This is a genomic window from Granulicella paludicola (genome assembly GCF_025685545.1).
Lineage (GTDB): Bacteria > Acidobacteriota > Terriglobia > Terriglobales > Acidobacteriaceae > Granulicella > Granulicella paludicola.
Genome location: NZ_JAGSYC010000021.1, coordinates 235714 through 256404, shown reverse-complemented (window position 1 = coordinate 256404; position 20691 = coordinate 235714). Strand labels below are relative to the sequence as shown.

The window sequence follows — 20691 nt, the reverse complement described above, 5'->3', positions numbered from 1 at the left end:
ATGGACCCTTCGCACATTCATTTCTCGTGGCTTCAGGACGCAGTGCTTTCGGGCACATCGGTCAAGCGTCTGCTGATGTCGTGCGTGATGGGCGGCATCATCGGCATCGAGCGCGAGTGGCGGCGTAAGGACTCCGGTCTGCGCACCAACATGCTCATCTGCATGGGCGCCGCGCTGTTCACCATCATGAGCGAGGTCCTCGCCGGTGACTCCACCGCGAATAAAGGACAGGTCGCCGCAAACATCGTGCAGGGCATCGGGTTCCTTGGCGCTGGCCTCATCATGCACTCCAAGAGCCGCGTCTTCGGTCTCACCAGTGCGGCTACCGTCTTCGTCGTTGCCGCCATCGGTATGACCTGCGGTGCAGGCCTCTACGTGGTCGCATTCGTAGCCACCTGTCTGGTGTTGATGGCGTTACAGACTGTCGGCGTCTTTGAGATGAAGCTCGCCTGGAAGCGCTTCCCGATGATCTACGAGGTCCGCGCGGATATAGGCGCAACGCCGTCCGCAGATGTAGTCGGCGAAGATAAAGCTGCGGCGATGGAGGACCAGACGACCATTGCGCTGCATCGGATGCAGCGGACAATCCTGAAGGTGCTTGATTCAGCAGGGCAGCGGTTGAGCGTGCTGGAGCGCGATAACGTCGCAGGCATCGAGCGAGTTGCCTTCACCGTGGTCGCAACCCTGAAGGTCCATCAACGTCTGCTGGCGGAGCTGCGCGAAAGTGATGCGACGGATCAGGTTGTGGCGTTCAAAGATTCGGAGGAAGAGTAGTGAGCGCAGTAGATGGAAATGTAGTGAAGTTCGTAAAGGCCCACGCCTGTGGCAATGATTTTCTGGTGATTGAAGAGGCGCTGGCGCAGGGCAAACATGCAGCCATGGCGCGAAAGCTTTGCGCACGCAACACCGGCATCGGCGCCGATGGCATCGAGTTCCTCGATCGCCGCGCGGACGGCACCTTCTTTCTGCGCCTCTTCAACGCCGACGGCAGCGAAGCCGAGCTCAGCGGCAACGGCACGCGCTGTGTCGCCGCATGGTTGGCAGCGAGTGAGGGCATTGAGCAGATTGCGCTTGGAACCCATGGCGGCGTTCGCAGTTGCCGTGTCGTCGAGCGCAAAGGCGCTGAGTGGTGGATCGAGAGCGGTATGGGCGTACCCCGCGTGATGCCGCGCAAAATCGAAATCGCCGGTGTTGACGGCGTGATCGACGGCGCGATGGTCAATGTCGGCAACCCCCACTACGTCATCTTCGTGGACAACGACGACTTCAGCAGCCACGGCCAAAGCTGGCAGGCACTCGGCGCTAAGATCGCCGTCGATTCGCTCTTCAAATTCGGGACCAACGTGGAGTTCGTTCGCGTGCGCTCGAAGGACGAGATCGAGTTTCGCATCTTTGAGCGCGGCTGCGGTCCCACTACCTCCAGCGGCACCGGAACCTGCGCCTCAACTTCAGCGTCGATGTCTCTGCGAGAGACAGCACGCACGCTGTCGGCTATCGCGCAGGGTGGGACACAGCAGGTGGTGTGGCCGGACGCTCAGAGCGAGATGTTGCTGACCGGCCCCGCCGAGATCGTCTGCACCGGAGAGGTTGAGTTTTGATCGTGACACCGCGTCTGCGTCGAGGCAGCCGCGTGGCTGTCGTCTCGCCTGCCAGCCATGCCAAGCGGGAGCTCGTGGAAGCTGGCGTGGATCGCCTGCGTGTCTTCGGCTATGAGCCTGTGCTGATGCCCCACGCCTTGTCGCGAGGGCCGCTCTACTATGCGGGCACCGCTGCTGAACGCGTGGTCGATCTTCATGCAGCGTTTGCCGATGACACCATCGACGGTATTCTCTGCACTCGCGGTGGCTGGGGTTCCGCCGAATTGCTGCCTCTGCTCGATCGCGATCTCATTTGCCTACATCCCAAAGTCTTCGTCGGTTATAGCGATCACACTTCGCTTCACGCCTGGTTCTGGAACGAATGCGCTTTGCCGACGTTTTACGCCCCGATGGTCGCAGCCGATTGGTCGAAACCGGATGGAGTCGATGAACGGACATGGCGGTCAGCTCTGCAAGGCGATGATAGCTGGAGCGTCTCGAAGACTGACGGCGTTTCGATCCTGCGGGAAGGCTGGGCCGAGGGGCGTCTGCTTGGCGGTTGCCTTTCGATCCTTTGTGAAGCGCTTGGAACCCCGTGGGCACTCAAGATAGAGGAGCCTACGATCCTGTTTCTCGAGGACATCGGCACCAAGCCCTATAAGTGGGATCGTTTTTTGCAACACCTCATCTTTGCAGGAGCCTTGAAGAACGTGCGTGGCATCGTGCTCGGAGACATGAGCGCAAACATAGAGCCGAACGAGATGGCGCTGATGGAGGCCGCCTGTCTTCACGCGCTGCGGAATTTTGACGGGCCCATCACCATCGGTCTCAATTGCGGACACGTGCAGCGACGCAACTGCAGTGTGCCTCTCGGAGCGTGGGTCACGATGAACGGAACGGAACTGACAGTATGAGCAAACACATCCATCTGATCGGCATCTGCGGCACCGCGATGGCTTCCCTCGCAGGGATGCTACGTGCGCAAGGCCACCGCGTCACTGGCTCGGACACCGCGGCCTATCCGCCGATGAGCGATCAGCTTCGAGCCATGGGCATCGCCATCATGGAGCCGTACAGCGAACGCAATCTCGACGAAACGCCAGACCTGGTCGTTGTCGGCAACGCGATCTCTCGTGGGAATCCTGAGCTGGAACGTGTGCTCGATGAGCGCATTCCGATGACCAGCATGGCCGCGCTCATCCACGACGAGTTCCTCCTCGGTCGCGAACGCATGATTGTCTGCGGCACACACGGCAAGACCACCACGACCAGCATGTTGGCATGGATCTACGAAGTCGCCGCCTTGACCGATCCGAAGTGGAAGCCGTCTTTCCTCATCGGTGGGGTGGCTGAAAATTTTGGAACCAGCTTTCATGTTCAGGAGGCGACGAAGCCCTTCCTGCTCGAAGGCGACGAGTACGATACTGCCTTCTTCGATAAAGGTCCTAAGTTCCTGCACTACTTTCCCGATGCCGCCATCCTCACGCACGTCGAGTTTGACCACGCAGATATCTACACGGATCTGAACGCCGTAAAGACTGCGTTCAAGCGCATGGTGAACCTCATTCCACGGCGTGGCCGGCTTGTCGCCTTCGACGGCAGCGAGAACGTCACCGAGTGCTGCACGAAGGCCTTCTGCAAGGTTGAGCGTTACGGCTTTGCGGAGACTTCGACCTGGCGGGCAATCGACATGAAGCCGGGCGCAACGACACACTGGACGTTGCTCCATCACGGCGAGCCGTTTGCAAAGCTCTCGTTGCCGATGGCGGGAGAGCACAACGCTCTGAACGCCACAGCTGCAGCTGCGCTCGCAGCGGGGCAGGGCATCCCGGTGGAGGCTATCGTGGAAGCTCTGGCCACCTTCAAGAGCGTCAAGCGTCGCCTTGAAGTTCGCGCGGAGGTCGCCGGCATCACCGTCATCGACGACTTCGCGCACCATCCCACGGCCATCCGCGAAACGCTGCGTGCTCTGAGGGGAGCCTACCCTGGCCGCCGCCTCTTCGCCGTCCTTGAGCCGCGCTCGAATACCTTGCGCCGTAGCGTCTTTGAGCATGAACTCGTCGACTCACTCGCCCTCGCCGATCAGGTCGTCCTCGCCGCCGTTTTCAAGAGCGAAGCCATCCCTGCTGCAGAGCGTCTCGATCCATCGCACGTTATCGACGCTCTCACCGCCAGGGGACTACCTGCGGTGCTGTGCGCGGATGCCGAGGCGATAATTGCAGAACTGTCGCCTCGTCTTATGTCTGGAGATGTCGTCGCAATTCTCTCCAACGGCGGCTTCGGAGGTATTTATGAGAAACTTCCTTCGGAGTTGAAGCGTACCTCGGGCCCTGCATGAAGATCGCGGTGAGGTGTGACGATGTATCCCCAGGCGGAGAAGGAACTGGCGCGGCTTCTTACCAGCCAGACGTACCCGGCATTGATTGGCCAGCCTGACTACCAGGCGTTGTTGAAGAACGGAAAGCCCAACCCTATGCTCTGCCAGAAGAAGGCGGCAGAGGTCGTCCAGCGGCTGCGGAGCTCTGGAGGTGTGCATGAGTTCGGATCGAAGCAGGCCGTCGAAGCGAAGGTCTGGAAGGCCGTTCTGTTTCGTGGCGTGGATAAAGCCAGACAGAATGGCGCAGGTCCATGGTGGGTCGACGAAGAGATCGTGAAGCGCTGGGAACGCAACTATGCCGGCGAGCCACCCGCACAACGTCGGGCACAGGTGTTGAAGGCCATGCGCGCGATGCTCGCAGTCTGCTACGACTGGAGCAACGTCGATGAGCTTTGGATGATGCGCGCACCGAATGGCGGCATCCCGGTGCTCACAGGGCAGGGAACGCACCAGCCCGTCAACCACGCCGAGGCCCAGCAGCTCACTGCCGCAGGCCGAAGTAACGAGGTGAAGGTCTTCTTCATCGGAGGCTATCAGCAGGTGTATGTCCCCTTTGTGCCGAAGAGCCTCATCGCACCCTATCCGGTTTAGTCCCTACTGTCCTGCTCTGAAAGCACCTTTTCCATGCGAATGATCTGCAGGTCCTCACCATTAGGCAGCGGCACGTCCGCGCGTTCGCGTTCGATGTATCCCTTTAGCTTGTACAGCGCCCTTCCGGTCAGGGTGCTGCCCATCTCGAGCCTCGTAAAACCAGCAGCCTTCGCTGCGTCTTCCGCGTGCTCCAGCACTCTTGTACCCAACCCGCGCCGCGCCCACGCCGGATGCACAAAGATGGCACGGATCTTCGCAAAATCCCTGGCGGCATCGAGCGTCGAAGCACTGCGCTGCACGCCGCCGTGCGTTACCGTCATCGCATCGCTGCCGCACAGCGTGCTGCGGTAGCTCCATCCACCACACGCGACGAACGTCGTTGGCTCATCCACCGGGGTCGCCACAAAGTACGTCTGATCGGCGATCAGCTGCCGGTCCACACCGAACGCACTGCCGATCGACGCATCGATCTGCGTTGGCGAATAATCGTTCGTCTGCAACCCTCGCACTGAAAGCTCAATCAGCTCCAGCAGACCTGGAACATCCTCCGCCGTGGCCGGGCGGATAGTAAAGTCCTGCTTTGTCTTCGCGTCCATCACTAAATTGTAACGAGGTGTCGCCTCGCGAACGCGGTATCCTGAATCGATATGTTTGCCGCTCTTCGTATGCTGTCCGTGTTTGTGCTGCTGGGTGTTCCAGCAGCGATGGTGGGTATTCCTTGGTCTGCATTGCGCGGCAATTTCCGTCGCATGTACTCGTGGGGCATGGGCATCATCCGCCTTGGTGTAAAGTTCGCAGGCATCCGCGTCCGTGTTGAAGGCAAAGAGAACATCCCAGCGGGCGAGTCGTGCATCTTCCTCAGCAACCACGTCTCGAACCTCGACCCACCTGTACTGCTGCCGGTGATACCCGGCATGACCAGCGTCTTCCTGAAAAAGTCGCTGATGAAGATTCCTCTGCTCGGCACCGCCATGCGCATGGGTAAATTCGTGCCCGTCAGCCGCGGGCACTCCAAAGAAGACGCGCAGCGCAGCGTGGAATACGCCGCCGATGCCCTTCGCAGCGGCCTGCACATCACCATCTTCCCGGAAGGCACCCGCTCACCCGACGGCAATCTGCTCCCGTTCAAGAAAGGTGCCTTCTTCCTCGCAGCCGAAACCGCCGCGCCGATGGTGCCCATCATCATCCAAGGCACTGCAAAGATGATGCGCAAGGGAAGTCTGAAGATCTATCCAGGGGAGGCCGTCGTGAAGTTCCTGCCCGTCATCCGCCCCGCCGACTACGCGACGCGTGAAGATCTCATGGACGCCGTGCGCAGCGCCATGGAGCAGGAACTCGCTCGCAGCTCCTAAGCCGCAAGCAGACTACTTGATGTAAGCGGTGTACCCATCCGTCAGCAGGCGCTGACGCATCGCCTCCGCTGCAGAGCGTTCATTGAACGGCCCCAGCAGCAGATGGATGAACTGGTCCGGTCCGGGATGTACCGACACCGAATATCCCTTCGCCCGCAGCGCATTCTGCAACATCGTCGCGTCGTCTGGGTGATTGATTGAGATCGCCGCTACCTGCACCAGATAGCCCGTCGTCGGCGCTGCTGCCGCCACCGGCTTCGGTGCCTCCACCGCCACCGGCGCGCTGCGCACAATCGGCGCCGGCGCAGGCTTGCTCTCGCTGGCTGGGATGGCGACCGGTTGAGGTGCAGGGGTTTCTTCCGGAGCATCCGCCGTCGCGGGTGCAGCCACCACCGCCGGGCGTGCGCTCACCGTCCCGGCAGTCGTTCCCGCCGCCGGCTTGAAGCTGCCGAAGTTCGCATTCGAAGCCGCCGTCGCATCCCCGCTCGGCAGCGCACCCGTCGAGCGGTGTCCGCCGAGCGAGTACCCAAACCCGAAGAAGATGGCGCACAGCACCACCTGCCCGAAAAAGATGCCGAAGATCGCAGTCGTGCTGAGCGTCAGCTCATGCTCTTTTTGCGCGGCCATCTCGTTTTCACGAGGATTGCGGAGATCGTCCTGTTCGCGGAGGTAGCTCATGGTCCTTCATGCAGATTGAAATGAACAGCGACAGCAGGTGGTGCAGGAATCGTACCCAGAGTGTAGCAGTGCGAGGCGACATCCGCCCCGCACCGGTCTCCGCATCAATTTAGTAGCGAAGAAAAAACCCGATCTGGGGCTCATACGTGTTCGCTCGCTTCGTGATCGTCAGGTAGTTCTGGCCAAAATCAGGATCGATGAAAAACAGCTCCCGAAAGCCGGCGCGCAGACCGAAGTGTCCTTCTCCCAACGCCTTCTGGACGCCCGCCGTGTAATAGTAGGTCGCGCGCGCCTGCTCCGGGGCACCCTGCCCGCCATGCGCCGTCGGCTTGAAGGCCTGTGTTCCCGCTCCAGCGCCAAGGTATGGCTGCAGCCCGAAGATCGGATGCGGAGGCGTCGCCAGGTAGCCGAACGTATACTCGGTCGCCTTCGTCTGAATCTGGCTCGGAGACACGCTGTAGTTCTCGGTATAACGTGCGTAGCCGTAGTTGAACTCAAATCCAACGTAGGGCTTGGCGACATAGCGGATCGTCACGATCGCACCGGCGGTGTTCGAGCCATACTGTGTCACCGTCGACGTACCCTGGTTCGCCACCGGCGAACTCACCGGGCCGCTCACCGTCGTGTTGTAAATGCCCACGCCGCTGATACCAAGGTCGAGCTTGTGGAGCTGCTTCTGAAGGGATGTCTCGGGAAGGCCCGCGTCCGTCTGAGCCAGAGCAGATGTGCTGGCAACGGTGCAGGCAAACAGAACGGCGGAGAAGAGGGGCAAGGCTTTGCGGATCAAGTCTGGGAGGCTCCGGGCGCCCGTAGGCGCCATATTCAAGTCGAGACCGGCTTCGAGGTTCGTAGGGTCAAAAACCGCTCTGTGGTCTCTCAATAGTCTAAACCTTTGTTGACGCGGGCGCGCCGGGCGATGCGCGTAAGCACTGAGGTTCCTGCCCCCAGCGCGACTCCGCAACCCACCGCGACCCCCGTGTGGACGGCCGTGCAGCAGCTATACTTCGGCAGCCAGCGCAGGCCTGCAATCAGTGCCACCGTGGCCGCCAGGGATAAAAGCATGGGGGTTGGACGTAGCAGACTCAGCGTCAGGAGCGCGACTCCGGAAAGAATCAGCGCCACAGCCACCATATTTACGCCGTGTTGCCCCACCGCCGCCACGCTCAGCAGCACCGTCAGTAACCCCACCGCGCCCGGCAGGATCGAACCCGGCCGGTTCAGCTCGTAATAAATCAGTGCGACTCCCACCGTCAGCAGCAATACCGCCGCGTCCGGGCTCAGCCCTGCAACTAAGGTCTGCACGCCGATCACGCTGTCGGTACCCACTGGCCGCGCTGTTGCAGCAGGACCTTCATTGCCTGCGCGGCGGTGTTCCCCGGCTCCAGCTGCAGCGCATGGGCTACATCTTCTGCGCAGTTCAGCATCTGGTTCGCCGCCATATCCAGTCGCGCCAGCACCATCCACGCGGTCGCGTTCGGGTGGAGTTGGTTTGATAGCTGGGCCTGCTTGCGTGCCTGCGTCGCATCGCCGCTGGCATCGCGGATCTGCGCCAGTCCCGCATGTGCTTCGTAGGCGTTGGGGTCGGCATCAAGCGCGGACTGGAACTGTCCTTCCGCCTCCGGCAGCAGACCTTCCGCGAGATAGTCGCGGCCCTGCTGCGTGTACTCCGCCGCCCGCTGTGCCGCCGGTAGCGTCGCCAGTCGCGCCGACCGCATCTGGTCCATCAGGAACGCTGCCTGGCGAAAACCCGTCTCGGAGTAGCTCCTGCGAATCCGTTCCGCCGCAGTAAAGCTCGCACCTTCACTCGTCGCCATCTTCGTTCCTGGCACGACTGTCGCTAACTGCCTCTTCAGCGCCGCCGCTTCGTTGTCGTTCGGCTTCAGCTTCAGCGCCTCCATCACCTCCACCACTGCGTTTTGCGTATCGCCGCGCCGGTAGTACGCCACCGCCAGGTTGTAGTGGTAGTCCTCGTCGGATGGGTCCGCCGTCGCCGCCCGCTGAAACAGCGCTACGCTGTCCTTGTTCTGCCGACTCAAAGCCACGGCCTGGTTGTTGATGACCTCAGGTAGCGGCAGCTTCGTCGCCACATACGCAAAGGCATCAGCCGCGGCCGCATAGTTAGCCGTATTGAACCGCGCCAGCCCCAGGTAGAAGTTCGCCTCCAGCGCCGTGCGATCGTTGTGCGGCACCCGGGCCAGTGTCGCAGCCGCGGCTGCATAGTCGCGCTGCGCAAACTGCTCTTTACCCAGGGCCAGCAGCGCCGAAGCGTATGTCGGCACCAGCGCCACCGACGCCTGCAGCCGCTTCAAGCGCTCCGCCGGGTTCGCATTGTTCGTGCCGCGGATATAGTCCTCGAACGCGGCCAGCGGCACCGCGCCCGGTGCGGCCAAAAACGTCGGTTCGGCCACGTTGAAGTGGGGATCGAGCTCCCGCGCCGTCTTCCACGCAATCGCATTCTCGGCGTCGAAGAGTCGATCCAGCTCGGCCGAGTCTTCGACCGGAGCCTTCAGAATCAGGTCGTTCAGCGAAAGCACCCGCGCCTGGATAGTGATGCGGGTGTTGGCGGCAGAACTGGCATTGGCCGCGGACGCGCTGCCTGGCTGCGTCGCCGTACCCGACTTCGCGAGAGTATAGCTGCCGATAAGGATGAAGTTTGCGTCCAGTTGTTGCGCGATGCGGATCGCGGTCGCGCGCGAAGGCTGAAAGTCCGAAGGTAGACCCAGATGGTCGTAGGCATACACGCGGTCGTCATGCGAGATGGTCAGGAACCCAGCCGACTCCAAACGCTTGTTCAGCGTGTCCGGGAAAGAGTCGCCGATCCAGTTCAGCGAAGGATCGCCCGAGCGATTGTCGAACGGCAGCACCAGCACCACCCGTCCACCGGGAACAGCCGCCGTTTGTGCCCCCGCTGGCAGCAGCGCGGCCAGGCAGGCAACCAGGGCCAAAGGCCGAAAGATCAAGGCGTTGGAGCCCGTACGTAGTGTGCTCAAAGAAAAAGACCGCATCTCGGCCATTATAGGTCTAGCCCCTCACCTCGCCCTGCCCTCCCCCAACGCTTGCCGCTTCGTCCCAAATGCTCGACGCCCATCAACCCGCCTATACAGCCCAGATCCAGCATCACCATTTCCCATGACCCGCATAAAACTTCTTTCTACGCACGTGAGACAGGTGAATTTGCGGTTAATCTAACTGAGAACGCACTTTCAATTTGTCCCACGGAGAATGTCCTATGCGATCTGCCGCATTCAGGCTCAAGGGAAAGTTCTATCTGCTCGGTCTTGGCGTTCTTGGCCTTAGCTTTGCGAGCGTGGGAGAGTGTGTGGCGCTCAGCGCCCCCGGTATCGACGTGCGTTCTCTCGCCACGGGTAAGTACGAGACGCTGAAGACCCGTGTCATCGGCAACGATCTCTCCATCGACTGGGCGGAGTTCCGCAATGTTGCCGTGCAGGCAGGTCTCGATGGCTACGACTGGCATCCTGCCCGCGAACGCATCTTGAAAAGCCTCGATGAAGGGAATCTCCCGGTAGCGCTCAGCGGCGCGCAGACCGTGATCGCTCACAACATGGCAAACCCCGAGGGCCACTTGCTCGCCATGACCGTCTACCAGCAGATGGGCATGGAGCAGTCTGCCGACCGCGAACGTAGCATCGTCGATGCCCTCGTGAAGTCGATCATGACCTCTGGCGATGGCAGCACGGAACAGAAAGCATGGTCGACCGTCTCCAGGAGCGAGGAAGAATTCGTCGTGAATATGGTTCTCGATGCAGACACCGAATCGCAGGCCACGGTTCTCGCGGATGGCCGCGCTTACGACCGCCGCACCGTCCGCATGGAAGATGGCGGCGAGCACGTTCTGTGGTTCAAGTCCACCCCCGAAAGCCACACGACGACAGTCGCTTCCGTTGTTCTACCCGCTCGCTGAAGACTCTCCGGAAAAGCTCTGAATCTCTTACGAAATCTCTTGTGATCGCTTGCAGCGCACGCTAAACTGAAGGGGTACAGGGTAGAAGACGCGTGGTTTAGCCAGGCTCTTCCATCCTCGGGACTTGGTCACACGCGAAATCAAGACGTAACCTGCATCCCTTCAAGACTTTGCCTCAAAAGTATGGGGGAGGGGGTACTTACTTCTTGGGCAGATCGACGTAGAACGAACTCTCGGGATACCATTGTGGCCGCATCGGTTCATCGGCAACGCGAGTCGCCAGCTGCGCCAGATAGCTCGCAAACTGCGCCGCAGCGACCTTATCGACAGGTTGTTGCAGATCATCCGAAGGTCGGTGATAGCGAACCTTCACCCATTCATTGAAGGTCTTCTCCTCCGGCGAATCTGGCGTCCAGCCGAACTTGAACGCGAGCGCAGGAATGCCTTGCTTCACAAAGTTCACCTGGTCCGAGCGAACGAAGCGGTTTTCGTCAGGCTGCTTGTCGAACTGAGGTTCGATATCATTTAGCTGTGCGACAGCGCGCGCATCGTTGCCGAGCGTCGATTCGCCCAGACCTTGCACTTCGAGATAGCGCAGCGGAAAGAGCGGCAGAAACATATCCATATTCAGGTCGCCGACGATCTGTTTCTTGTCCACTGTTGGCTTCGTCGCAAAGAACTGCGATCCAAGCTCGCCCAACTCTTCGCCCATAAACGCGACGAACAGGATCGAACGCTTCGGTCGCGGACCAGCAGCGAGCAGCTTGGCTGCTTCGATGAGCGCAGCGATGCCTGAAGCATTGTCCATCGCTCCGTTGTAGATCGAATCTCCATCGACAGCTTTCCCAACTCCAAGATGATCGAGGTGCGCGCTGACGACGAGATACTGCTTCTTGAGCTTCTTATCGCTACCTTCCAGCAGACCGATGAGATTAGGCGCCGTAATGAATGGCTTCTGCGGTGTGACTACGATGGTCTTTGCCTTCAACATTCCGGCAATCGGGAAGCTCGGCAGCGGCTTGCCAGCATCGGCGAGCGCTTTGATTTCTTCCGAGGTATGACCAGAGCCAGCGAAGAGCTTCGCGGCTCCAGCAGGCGTAAGCGTTGCAACCAGTTTCGGTCCATCAGGCGGCTCAAGCTGCGGATCGGCAAACGCCAGCACTGGCTGCGGAGCGGTAGTCGATGGTGGCGGCGCGCCGGGACGCGGAGGCGCGATCTGGATGTAGCCGAGCGCTCCGGCTTCGTGCAGTGCCTTCCAGCGTTCGCTGGCCCCGCGCGCATAGGCGCGCTGCGGTCCCAGCAGATTCGCAGGAGCTGCGTTGTAGAAGACCACGACCTTGCCCTTCAGATCGAGTCCGGCGAAGTCGTCCACATGCTTGCGGGGAACGTGCAGACCGTAGCCGATGAAGACCAGCGGCGCGTCGATCTCGCCATAGGTCGCAACGCGGGGACTGATGATGATGTCTTCGCCAAAGGTGTATTTCGCATCTCCCACCTCGAAGACAGAGTTTGCGGCGTCGAGTGTGAGCGGAACGAAATCAACGTCCTGCCGATAGCCGTTGATACCAGCAGGCTTCAAGCCGACTGCTTTGAACTGACCTTCAACATACTTTGCCGCAGCCTCGTAGCCGGGAGTTCCGGTTTTTCGGCCCTCCAGCTTGTCGTCTGCGAGGTACTGCACGTGCGACCACCAGGCATCGCCTGCAGCGGTCCAATCCTTGCCTGCGGGCTGTTGGGCGAAGGTTGAAACAGAGGTTGCAGACAGGGCTGCCAGAAGCAGGGCCGAGAGCCGATTCGTACGTGACATGGAAAGAGTCTACAGGTGAATCTTCGCGTCCCAGAATGATTCTGTCATTCAAGCGGTGGTACTTGCGTACTGATGCCAACGGCGAAACGCGCGCGTAGAATCGCGGCACGGAGCGTATCGATGAGGTCCTTTGTTTTGAAGCTGGTGGGTGTCGCTCTTTTGCTCAGCCCGATGTGTAGTGCCGCTGCTCCGATGGACGACCAGGCGACCGCGAAAGCCAAGTACGACCTCTTCAGGACCCACGTTATCAGTGGGGACCTCGAGGTGGACTGGCAAGCGTTTCGGATGGCTGCGCTGAGTGGCGGAGTCAACGGCGGTTTCGATTGGCAGAAGCAGCGCAACGAGGTGTTTCAGGAACTCGACGCGCAGAAAAATGACGAGGCACTGGCTGGAGCCCGCAGAATCATCGATCACAACATGACGAATCCGGAAGGGCATCTGCTGGCAATGGCTGCGCTTCAGCGGCTCGGCAAGGACGAGTACTCGAAGAATGAGCGCGCGATCGTGACGGCGATTTTGAAGTCAATCACGGACACGGGCGATGGCAAGTCCCCAGCGACGGCTTGGATCACGGTCGATCCGAGCGAAGAGTATTTCGTGATCTCAACGATCTTTGGCGCGGAACCGAAAGCGCAGGCCTTGGTGCAGCAGAATGGCCATGCGTATGACCGCATGACCATCACCGATCAGGACAACAAGGAACAGGTGTTGTGGTTCAACACCGATGCCAGCATGGAAGCGACGGCATCGGCGATGCACCCGAAGAAGTAGCCTACTTCTTGCCGAAGACTTCGCCCATGCGGCGGATCTGGGCGCCGACGCCGCGCAGCTTTTCTTCGAGGCGCTCGTAGCCACGGTCCATGTGATACACGCGGTCGAGGATCGACTCACCATCGGCCACAAGGGCCGCCAGCACGAGCGCGGCGGAGGCGCGAAGATCGGAGCACATCACGGCTGCGGACTGCAGCTTGGCGCCGCCGCGAATGGTGGCCGTGCGTCCGCTGACGGAGATGTTCGCGCCCATGCGGTTCAGCTCGCTGACGTGCATGAAACGGTTTTCGAAGATGTTCTCTGTGACGACTGAAGTGCCCTCAGCCTGCGTGAGCAGAGCCATGAACTGCGCCTGCATATCAGTAGGAAAGCCCGGATACTCTTCCGTGGTCACGTCGGCTGCCTTCAGGTTGCCACCCGAGTGGACGCGGATATTGTCCGCGCCGATCTCGAGCTTAACGCCGCATTCCTCCAGCTTGGAGATGACTGCGCCGAGGTGCTCAGGGTTGCAGCAGTCGACGTTGAGGTCGCCACCGGTGATCGCGCCTGCGATGAGGAAGGTGCCTGCCTCGATGCGGTCGGGGTTGATGCGATGGCGCGCGCCGTGAAGCTTTGCAACGCCCTTGATCCGGATGGTGGAGGTGCCAGCACCTTCGATCTGCGCGCCCATGGCGTTCAGCAGGGCGGCGAGGTCAGTAACTTCGGGCTCGCGGGCGCAGTTCTCGAAGAGCGATTCGCCGTCGGCCAGAGCGGCAGCCATCAGCAGGTCTTCGGTGCCGGTGACGGTGATCTTGTCGAAGACGATGTGCGCGCCTTTGAGTCGGTCGGCGCGGGCTTCAAGGTAGCCGTGCTCCTGGGTGATCTTCGCTCCCATGGCTTCGAGGCCCTTGATGTGCAGGTCGATGGGGCGACCGCCGATGGCGCATCCGCCCGGCATCGCGACGCGGGCCATGCCGGTGCGAGCCACGAGTGGGCCGAGCACTAAAGAGGAGGCACGCATCGTCTTGACGATCTCGTACTTGGCGACGGGGTCGGAGAGCAGGGCGCAACGGATGCTGGTGCGATGCTGCGCGCGACCGTAGCCGAGTTCTACCTCTGCTCCCATGCTGGTGAGGAGCTTCCGTTCGGTCTCGATGTCCTGCACCTGCGGGATGTTTTCGAGGATGACCTCTTCCTCGGTGAGGATGGCCGCAGCCATACAGGGGAGGGCGGAGTTCTTCGCGCCGGATACTTTGATGGTGCCGAGCAGCGGATTACCGCCGCGGATGACAAACTTGTCCATACAGACAGTGTAGATGCCTAGCGGTGGAGGAAAAGAGCGTCAGGGGGGTGAGACAGGGATAGGGAATAGAGAAAGATAATGGCCGTGGCGATCAAGCCGCCACGGCCATGGTTGTTTAGAAGCTGATTACAGACCCGAGGGCGGAGGGCCCTGGGGTTGTCCGCCCTGAGGCTGGCCCTGGAACTGGCCGCGAGGTCCGCCCGGACCGTGGGGGCCGCGACGCATCTCCTTCATCTGCTGGAGCTGCTCGGGGGTGAGGATCGCCGCGAGTTGATCATGCGTGCTCTTCTGGAGAGCGCGCATCTGCATGCGGGCGTCCTGCTGGGTGAGCTGGCCGTTGTTGTGGATGGCCTCCATCTGCTGCTGGTGGCTAGCAAGAACAGGCTCAAGCTTAGCGGTCTGGTCAGGGGTCAGATTAAGGCGGCGAGCAAGGCGCTCGGCCTCACGCTGCGGGTTAGGCTGGTGGTGATGCATGGGCGGTCCCTGCGGGCCGTCCTGCGGCGGCGGCGCCTGCTGCGCGAGAGCGGCACCAGTGCCGAGTGCAAGAACGAGGGCTGCGGTGAGGAGAGAACGGTTCATCGAAGTAGCTCCTTTGGCGCGGCTGGGGAGATGCCGTGCCTGCATGAATAAACACGATACAACGCAAAGGTTGCGGGGCTTTACACAATGTTACATAGGGGCGTCGAAGCGGGCTTGCGGCATCTGGCGACGTTGGTAGATGTCATAGTTCGCCATCGTGCGGACGTGAGTGAAGTCGGGTGCGAGGGCGTCGAGGTAGGCTGGCAGGTTCGGAACGGGGTCGGCCATCAGCTGCAGATGGCGGTTCACGATGAGCCAGCGAATGTTGCGGTGACGGGCCTCGTCGCGCAGCTGCTGTGGGGAGTAGGGGTTGGTTGCGGGGTCGAGCAGCAGCACGGGGAAGCGCGGGGTGCGACCGCCAGCAAAGTAGAACGGATCCTGGCCGGGCAGCAGCAGTATGCCGTCGCTCTGCGGGATCGTCTCGTCGGTGTAGCGGATCAGCTCTTCGAGGTCGGGAATGTAGGAGCCCGGTGTGGCGAGGCCCCTCAGCTGAGGCAGAGTCGCATGGGCGACAGGGCCGCTGAGGTGGTTGTAGCTGAGACGTTCGAGGCTCGCTGCATAGACTGAGCCGCAGAGCAGGAAAGTTGCGGCGATGGCGATGGCGAGTGGCCGGGCCAGGGCCGAAAGTTCGGCGAGCATCATCGTGAGCAGAAGGACCAGCAGTGGCCATAGAGCGTATGTCGATCCCCAGAGCTGCTGCGAGAGGAAGGTGCCGTGGATGGTCGCGAGCAGGATGATCGGCAACAGGGTCGTGAAGCTGGGTGGTTTCCGAAGTTGGTATAGGGCCAACGCTACGGCGATCAGCAGCAGATGGGGCCACAGCGAGAGCAGCGCGTCGGCGCGATCGTCGGCGTCGTCGGTTAGGAAGAAGCTGATGGCCGCATAGGCGAAGGGCGCGAGAAGCAGCGCTAGCGCGATGAGTCGCGTCCAGCGGTGAAATGGCAGCAGACGCAGAAGGACGAGGGCTGTAATGGTGGTGGGAAGCGTCCAGAGCAGAGAGGTCTGGTGGTAAATGCCGAGGATAAGGCCAATGCCTGGCAGACGGCGCTGTGCTGCGAAGGTAAATGTCCAGTAGCGGATGTTGCTGAGGCCGACGGTGAAGTGAAGCGTAAGCAAAACGAACGCCAGCGTAACGGCTCCGCCAGCGAAGAGGCTGACCTGTGGCGCGAGGGGCTTCCGTGCTCGGAGTCTGGCGATGGATAGCGCGAGGAAGCAGCAGAAGAGCGTCGCAAGGAAGAGCAGACCGATATTTTGCTTGAAGAAGAGCGGCAGAATGCAGGCGGCTCCAGCAAGAACGTTACGGAATGGGCTGTCCGCGGCACGTTGTAACAGGAAGACGGCGAGCAGCACGCTGAGGATGCAGTCCGAGTCGTAGATGGGATGCGGGTAGATGCTGTAGATTCCGAGCGGGATGAGGGTGGTACAGAGCAGAGTCGCAAGGCCCCAGCGATGCGGCAGCAGGCGGAGAGTGATGCGCCAGGTGAGCAGCGTGGCGGCTCCTCCGGCGAGCGCGGCGTAGACGATGTGGTGCCAGTAGACGCGTCCGAAGAGCTTGATAATCGCGGCTTGAATCAGGAAGGTGAGCGGGGAGTGAGCGAAAGGGAATTCGCGATAGGGAAGCTGCCCAAGCGAGATGCGATAGCTGCTGTCTAGCAGATAGGCGAGGTCCCACAGTACGGCCACATGGGTGTTCTGCCATAGCGTGAAGGCTGCGGTGCCAAGGAAGAGCGCGAGGGCGGCAATGGTATCGCGCGGTTTCCATGGGGCGAGAGTGGGCACAGATGGATTGTATCGAGGCTACGCCTTATAAGGCGCGAGAGCTTCGAGCCGTTCGATGCGAGCGCGCAGTAACAGCAACGGAGGGCAGCAGAAAACGCCGAAGCTGGAGTCGATCAGTCGCCAATAGACTGGAATGCCTCGGACGGGACCTGCGACGAGCGCGAGCAGAGGTACTCCCGCACACGCGACGAGGCCCCAGGTGACGAACCACTTGTTGCGAACAGGGTCGAGCCACGGGCCAATGAAAGCCACTGCAATGACGAGGTGCGCGAAGGCCAGCCAGTCGGTCCCGTAGGCCAGAAATGGGTAATGGGCGTCGGTGTCTGTGAGCGCGGAGTCAACGCGGAGGAGCCATGCGCTAAGAGAAGGCAGATGGTTTGCCAGGTTGCAGCGCACGGATAGATGGACGATCAGATCGAGTTCGTGTTGCAGAGGGAAAGCGGTCACTCCGCTAAGAACGAGCCCGACGATGACCACACCCAGCCAGATTCGGATAGAGCGAAGCAGGTGTGCAGTTTCGGAGGCGTTCGTCATCAAATTAGCGAGCGTCCATTCTGGAGTTCCCCGGCCAGGGCGTCGCCGCCGAAAGCAGCATCAATGCAAGCAGCGCGACAGACTGCGTCAGGCCGGTAGGCACTGTGCTGATGGCCCACAGCGAGGCGAGCGGAAGCATTAGGAAGAGAAGCAGCGCTAGGGCAAGCAGCGTGCTTGCGGGGGCTCGCGGAGCAGCTGCTGCTGAAATCGCAAGCAGTAGCGGCAGGTATAGGTGGACAAGCGTGTAGTTGAAAGATACCGGCGGAAGCGCGACCATGGCGCCGGTAAGAAAGATGACTCGGTTGAGGAACGGCAGCGAGCGTGCGCGCACAAACAGCACCAGCGCCAACGTTCCGGCGAGCAGGAAGTACAGATGCGTATACGGCGCGGGCGACGTGTGATGCGTGAAAGCCCAATACTTTACTGGTGAGAAGAGACAGTGATCGAAGACGATCTCGACGCGGCTGACGACCTCTACGTAGTGATTCTGAAATTGGCTGACACCGGAGAAGAATCCGCGGGCGGCGATGGCGAAGGTTGGCCCGGCGTAGCTGACGGCTGCGATCATGCCAAGGACAAAGGTGGCGATGCCTACGACGAACGCGGGCAGGTCCTGCCGGCTGCGCTTCGCGGCGGGTCCGAGGAAGAGGCCGAGCATGAAGATTGGATAGAGCTTGGTCGTTGCGGCCAGCCCGAAAAGGATCGCAGCGAGGATGGACTGGCCGCGACGATAGGCCACGATGCCCGCAGCGATGACGAGCCAAAGCACGATCTCGATGTTGGCGCGCTGGATGAGAAAAACCAGCGGGAAGCTTGCGGCGACGAGCAGAGGAAAGAAGAGGTTGGTATGCCGGGCGCGTGAGAGGCAAAGGTAGGTGGCGATGCCAGCGATGCCCGCAGCGATTCCGGCAAACATGCAATAGGTCTGCACTGCATCGGAGGTTTTGTAGAGAGCTTCGTAAATAGGGCCCGAACCCGCCGGATAAGCAAAGGCAGAGAACGTTCGCGAGGTGAAGAACTTCGCCGAGTGATACAGCGTGAAGCGTCCCTTATAAACGAGGATGTCTTCGAAGTTGGGGCCGGGCGGGAAGAGGACGCTACGCGGTATAAAGAGCGGAAGCAGCCACAGCACCGCAGCGACGGTCGCGAACGTTAGGATCAGCAGGGGCAGCGCTGGGTTGGGCCGGGTTCGGCTGCTGTAGGCGGGCATCTGTTTGTATCTCGCGGAGGGCGCCAGGCCCTCCGCTATGTAAGGCACGGAGTATGCAGCTTAGAGTTCGAGGCGCGAATCGTCGATGGCGAGACGCACATTGCCATCGGATTGCTGCAGTCGGCGAACCGCTTCCATCTTGTCGACGTTGGCCTTGAGCATGACGACCGCGATGGGAATCGACTTGCCCGCGGACTTGATTGTGCGGATCGCTGTCTCGCGGTCGATGTTGCAGACCTTCATCAGCACACGGATGCCGCGCTCGACGAGCTTGGCATTCTTCATGTGCACGTTCACCATCAGGTTGTCGTATACGTAGCCGAGCCGCGTCATAGCTCCAGTGGTGATCATGTTGAGAATCATCTTCTGGGCACTGGAGGCCTTCATGCGCGTTGAGCCGGAGATGACCTCGGGGCCGACCTCGGCACAGATGGTGATGTCGGCGACATGCGAAAGATCAGAGTTCGGATTGCAGGTGACGGCGGCGGTCTTGGCGCCGCGGGCGCGGGCATACTCGACGGCTCCGACGACGTAAGGCGTGCGACCCGACGCCGAGACACCGATGACGATGTCTTTACGGGTGGGTCGACGCCGGGCGATGTCGCGCTGGCCGATCTCGGGCGAATCCTCGTTTACATCGGAGGCCGAGGCAAGCGCCTTCGGTCCGCCTGCCATGATGTACTGCACCTGCTGGGGGGCTGTGGAGAAGGTCGGGGGGCATTCGGAGGCATCGAGCGACGAGATGCGACCGGAGGATCCAGCACCTACGTAGATGAGGCGACCGCCGTCACGCAGACTGCGAGCGACGGTGTCAATGACCTGGGCGATCTCGGGGAGAGCCTTCTTGACGGCTGTAGCGACCTTGGCATCTTCGTGGTTGATGATGCGGGCGATTTCAACGGCTGACTTGGTGTCGAGGCCCTGTGAAGCTTCATTTTGAAGCTCGGTTGGCAGAGCTTCAAGGTCTGCCGTGTGGCGTGCGTCGGGCTTCTCGTTCGGGGTAATGGACATAGGTTATACGGTGTCGTAACGAATTGACCGGTAGGTCTGATACTAAATCATGAAGGCTGTTGTAGGTAGCTTTCAAGGTGTCAGGCTATGTTCATAAGACTGAAGGGGTTTGCGATGAAGAGATGTATCTGGACGTTCGGGATGGTCCTGGGGATGTTGTCGGCGCGTGCCGCTGCGCAGAGCGACTGTCCGGGAGTGCATGAGGATAAACCCACCCAGGCCCAGGTGCGGACGATGGTAGACGCGCGAATCGCGAGCCATGCGGGTAGGACAGCCCTCTACGCCCTGCAGATCTCGACAGGGAAGGCGGTGTCCGTCGATGGGGATACGCCTGTGCAGACGGCCTCGGTGATCAAGCTTGCGATTTTGTATGAGGCGATGATCGCGGTGCGTGAGGGCAGGGCGCGCTGGGATGAAAAGATCGTGCTGAAACCGGGTGAGCCAGTGGGCGGATCGGGGATGCTGCATTTCTTCGATACGCCGCTGACGCTGACGCTGAAGGACATGCTGACAATGATGGTCATTGTCAGTGACAACACGGCGACAAATTTGATGATCGACCGTTTTGGGATCGATGCCGTAAATGCCCGCGTGGAATCGCTGGGGCTAAAGAACACGCATCTGTACAAGAAGGTCTTCAAGCCAGCGGCCGGTCCGATGCCAGCCGACCAGCCGAAATTTGGCCTGGGAAAAACGACCCCGCAGGAGATGGCGACGCTGATGGGCTACATCGGCGAGTGCCGCCTGCAAACCGGAACGGATGCAAAGGGCCCGATCTTTCATCCGCTGGATGACAAGGACCGCGCTATTTGCGATGTGGCGTTGACAATGCTGAAGTCGCAGTTCTATCGCGAAACGGTGCCTCGGTTTCTGCCGAACGGTGGCGATCAGACGGTAGCCAGTAAGACCGGCTCGCTGGATGCTGTGCGGAACGATGTGGCGATCGTTGCGGGCAAGACGGGGCCAATGGTGCTGTCCATCTTCACCTACGACAACGCTGACCACGGCTGGACGGTTGATAACGAGGGTGAGATGTCCATCGCGAAGCTGGCGAAGACGATTGTCGATAGCTGGTCGCCGGAGGGGCTGGATCCGAAGCTGCTGGTTCCGGGGCTAGGAGAGCGAACTTGCCCAGCGACGGCACTCCAGCAGTAGACTGAACTCGGCCTTTTCCCGTCTAATCTAAAGTGTGCCCCTGTTCGCAGGAGACTGGCCCGAGGA

General features: G+C 60.8%; 21 protein-coding genes. 9 read left to right on the top strand and 12 right to left on the bottom strand.

What is annotated here, in order from left to right; all coding sequences use genetic code 11:
- Genes OHL14_RS05560 through OHL14_RS05540 form a run of 5 tightly spaced genes read left to right on the top strand, consistent with a single transcriptional unit; the run spans position 1 to position 4545 of the window.
- Positions 1 to 774, top strand: a complete 774-nt coding sequence (locus OHL14_RS05560) for an MgtC/SapB family protein (RefSeq protein WP_263378333.1) — start codon at positions 1 to 3, stop codon at positions 772 to 774.
- The gene (gene dapF / locus OHL14_RS05555; protein ID WP_263378332.1) at positions 774 to 1598 is read left to right on the top strand and encodes a diaminopimelate epimerase; all 825 of its coding nucleotides are present in this window, start codon (positions 774 to 776) and stop codon (positions 1596 to 1598) included. The genes OHL14_RS05560 and dapF overlap by 1 nt, the downstream gene beginning before the upstream one ends.
- 2 nt (positions 1599 to 1600) lie before the next feature.
- Entirely contained in the window at positions 1601 to 2491 is an 891-nt protein-coding gene (locus tag OHL14_RS05550; RefSeq protein ID WP_263378443.1) for a S66 peptidase family protein, read from the top strand.
- A complete protein-coding gene (gene mpl / locus OHL14_RS05545) occupies positions 2488 to 3915 on the top strand; it encodes a UDP-N-acetylmuramate:L-alanyl-gamma-D-glutamyl-meso-diaminopimelate ligase (RefSeq protein ID WP_263378331.1) in 1428 nt (475 codons plus the stop codon). The genes OHL14_RS05550 and mpl overlap by 4 nt, the downstream gene beginning before the upstream one ends.
- Before the next feature lie 15 nt (positions 3916 to 3930).
- Positions 3931 to 4545, top strand: coding sequence for a hypothetical protein (locus tag OHL14_RS05540; RefSeq protein ID WP_263378330.1), 615 nt, complete (start codon positions 3931 to 3933; stop codon positions 4543 to 4545).
- Here the strand turns inward: OHL14_RS05540 and OHL14_RS05535 are convergent.
- The gene (locus tag OHL14_RS05535) at positions 4542 to 5141 is read right to left on the bottom strand and encodes a GNAT family N-acetyltransferase (protein WP_263378329.1); all 600 of its coding nucleotides are present in this window, start codon (positions 5139 to 5141) and stop codon (positions 4542 to 4544) included. The genes OHL14_RS05540 and OHL14_RS05535 overlap by 4 nt on opposite strands.
- Before the next feature lie 51 nt (positions 5142 to 5192).
- Here OHL14_RS05535 and OHL14_RS05530 point away from each other — a divergent pair, with 51 nt between their 5' ends.
- The gene (locus OHL14_RS05530) at positions 5193 to 5897 is read left to right on the top strand and encodes a lysophospholipid acyltransferase family protein (RefSeq protein ID WP_263378328.1); all 705 of its coding nucleotides are present in this window, start codon (positions 5193 to 5195) and stop codon (positions 5895 to 5897) included.
- A 12-nt stretch (positions 5898 to 5909) separates the two neighbouring features.
- On the opposite strand, the gene OHL14_RS05525 is transcribed toward OHL14_RS05530, so the two are convergent.
- The 4 genes from OHL14_RS05525 to OHL14_RS05510 form a co-directional block, all read right to left on the bottom strand.
- On the bottom strand, positions 5910 to 6575 hold the full coding sequence (locus OHL14_RS05525) for an SPOR domain-containing protein (RefSeq protein WP_263378327.1): 666 nt from the start codon (positions 6573 to 6575) through the stop codon (positions 5910 to 5912).
- A gap of 109 nt (positions 6576 to 6684) precedes the next feature.
- Positions 6685 to 7362: a hypothetical protein gene (locus tag OHL14_RS05520; protein ID WP_263378326.1), complete on the bottom strand. Its 678-nt coding sequence runs from the start codon at positions 7360 to 7362 to the stop codon at positions 6685 to 6687.
- Between the two features lie 89 nt (positions 7363 to 7451).
- Complete coding sequence (locus OHL14_RS05515) at positions 7452 to 7877, bottom strand: NfeD family protein (protein WP_263378325.1); 426 nt, start codon at positions 7875 to 7877, stop codon at positions 7452 to 7454.
- Positions 7878 to 7882: 5 nt separating this feature from the next.
- The gene (locus OHL14_RS05510; protein ID WP_263378324.1) at positions 7883 to 9580 is read right to left on the bottom strand and encodes a tetratricopeptide repeat protein; all 1698 of its coding nucleotides are present in this window, start codon (positions 9578 to 9580) and stop codon (positions 7883 to 7885) included.
- 224 nt (positions 9581 to 9804) lie between these two features.
- Between OHL14_RS05510 and OHL14_RS05505 the strand changes: the two genes are divergently transcribed.
- Positions 9805 to 10497 carry a DUF4919 domain-containing protein gene (locus OHL14_RS05505; protein ID WP_263378323.1) on the top strand — a complete coding sequence of 231 codons (693 nt, stop codon included), beginning with the start codon at positions 9805 to 9807 and terminating at the stop codon, positions 10495 to 10497.
- A gap of 199 nt (positions 10498 to 10696) precedes the next feature.
- Here the strand turns inward: OHL14_RS05505 and OHL14_RS05500 are convergent, their stop codons facing one another.
- Positions 10697 to 12304, bottom strand: coding sequence for a M28 family peptidase (locus tag OHL14_RS05500; protein ID WP_263378322.1), 1608 nt, complete (start codon positions 12302 to 12304; stop codon positions 10697 to 10699).
- Between the two features lie 120 nt (positions 12305 to 12424).
- Between OHL14_RS05500 and OHL14_RS05495 the strand changes: the two genes are divergently transcribed.
- Positions 12425 to 13075: a DUF4919 domain-containing protein gene (locus tag OHL14_RS05495; protein WP_263378321.1), complete on the top strand. Its 651-nt coding sequence runs from the start codon at positions 12425 to 12427 to the stop codon at positions 13073 to 13075.
- A gap of 1 nt (position 13076) precedes the next feature.
- On the opposite strand, the gene murA is transcribed toward OHL14_RS05495, so the two are convergent.
- From murA to murQ, 6 genes are all read right to left on the bottom strand, one after another.
- Complete coding sequence (gene murA, locus OHL14_RS05490; RefSeq protein ID WP_263378320.1) at positions 13077 to 14357, bottom strand: UDP-N-acetylglucosamine 1-carboxyvinyltransferase; 1281 nt, start codon at positions 14355 to 14357, stop codon at positions 13077 to 13079.
- A 126-nt stretch (positions 14358 to 14483) separates the two neighbouring features.
- Complete coding sequence (locus OHL14_RS05485) at positions 14484 to 14936, bottom strand: hypothetical protein (RefSeq protein WP_263378319.1); 453 nt, start codon at positions 14934 to 14936, stop codon at positions 14484 to 14486.
- Positions 14937 to 15026: 90 nt separating this feature from the next.
- The gene (locus OHL14_RS05480; protein WP_263378318.1) at positions 15027 to 16715 is read right to left on the bottom strand and encodes a glycosyltransferase family 39 protein; all 1689 of its coding nucleotides are present in this window, start codon (positions 16713 to 16715) and stop codon (positions 15027 to 15029) included.
- Between the two features lie 18 nt (positions 16716 to 16733).
- A complete protein-coding gene (locus tag OHL14_RS05475) occupies positions 16734 to 17249 on the bottom strand; it encodes a hypothetical protein (RefSeq protein WP_263378317.1) in 516 nt (171 codons plus the stop codon).
- Between the two features lie 4 nt (positions 17250 to 17253).
- Complete coding sequence (locus OHL14_RS05470; RefSeq protein WP_263378316.1) at positions 17254 to 18507, bottom strand: glycosyltransferase family 87 protein; 1254 nt, start codon at positions 18505 to 18507, stop codon at positions 17254 to 17256.
- A gap of 12 nt (positions 18508 to 18519) precedes the next feature.
- Entirely contained in the window at positions 18520 to 19470 is a 951-nt protein-coding gene (gene murQ / locus OHL14_RS05465; protein ID WP_263378315.1) for an N-acetylmuramic acid 6-phosphate etherase, read from the bottom strand.
- A gap of 114 nt (positions 19471 to 19584) precedes the next feature.
- Here murQ and OHL14_RS05460 point away from each other — a divergent pair, with 114 nt between their 5' ends.
- Positions 19585 to 20625, top strand: a complete 1041-nt coding sequence (locus tag OHL14_RS05460; RefSeq protein WP_263378314.1) for a serine hydrolase — start codon at positions 19585 to 19587, stop codon at positions 20623 to 20625.
- Positions 20626 to 20691 lie beyond the last annotated feature (66 nt).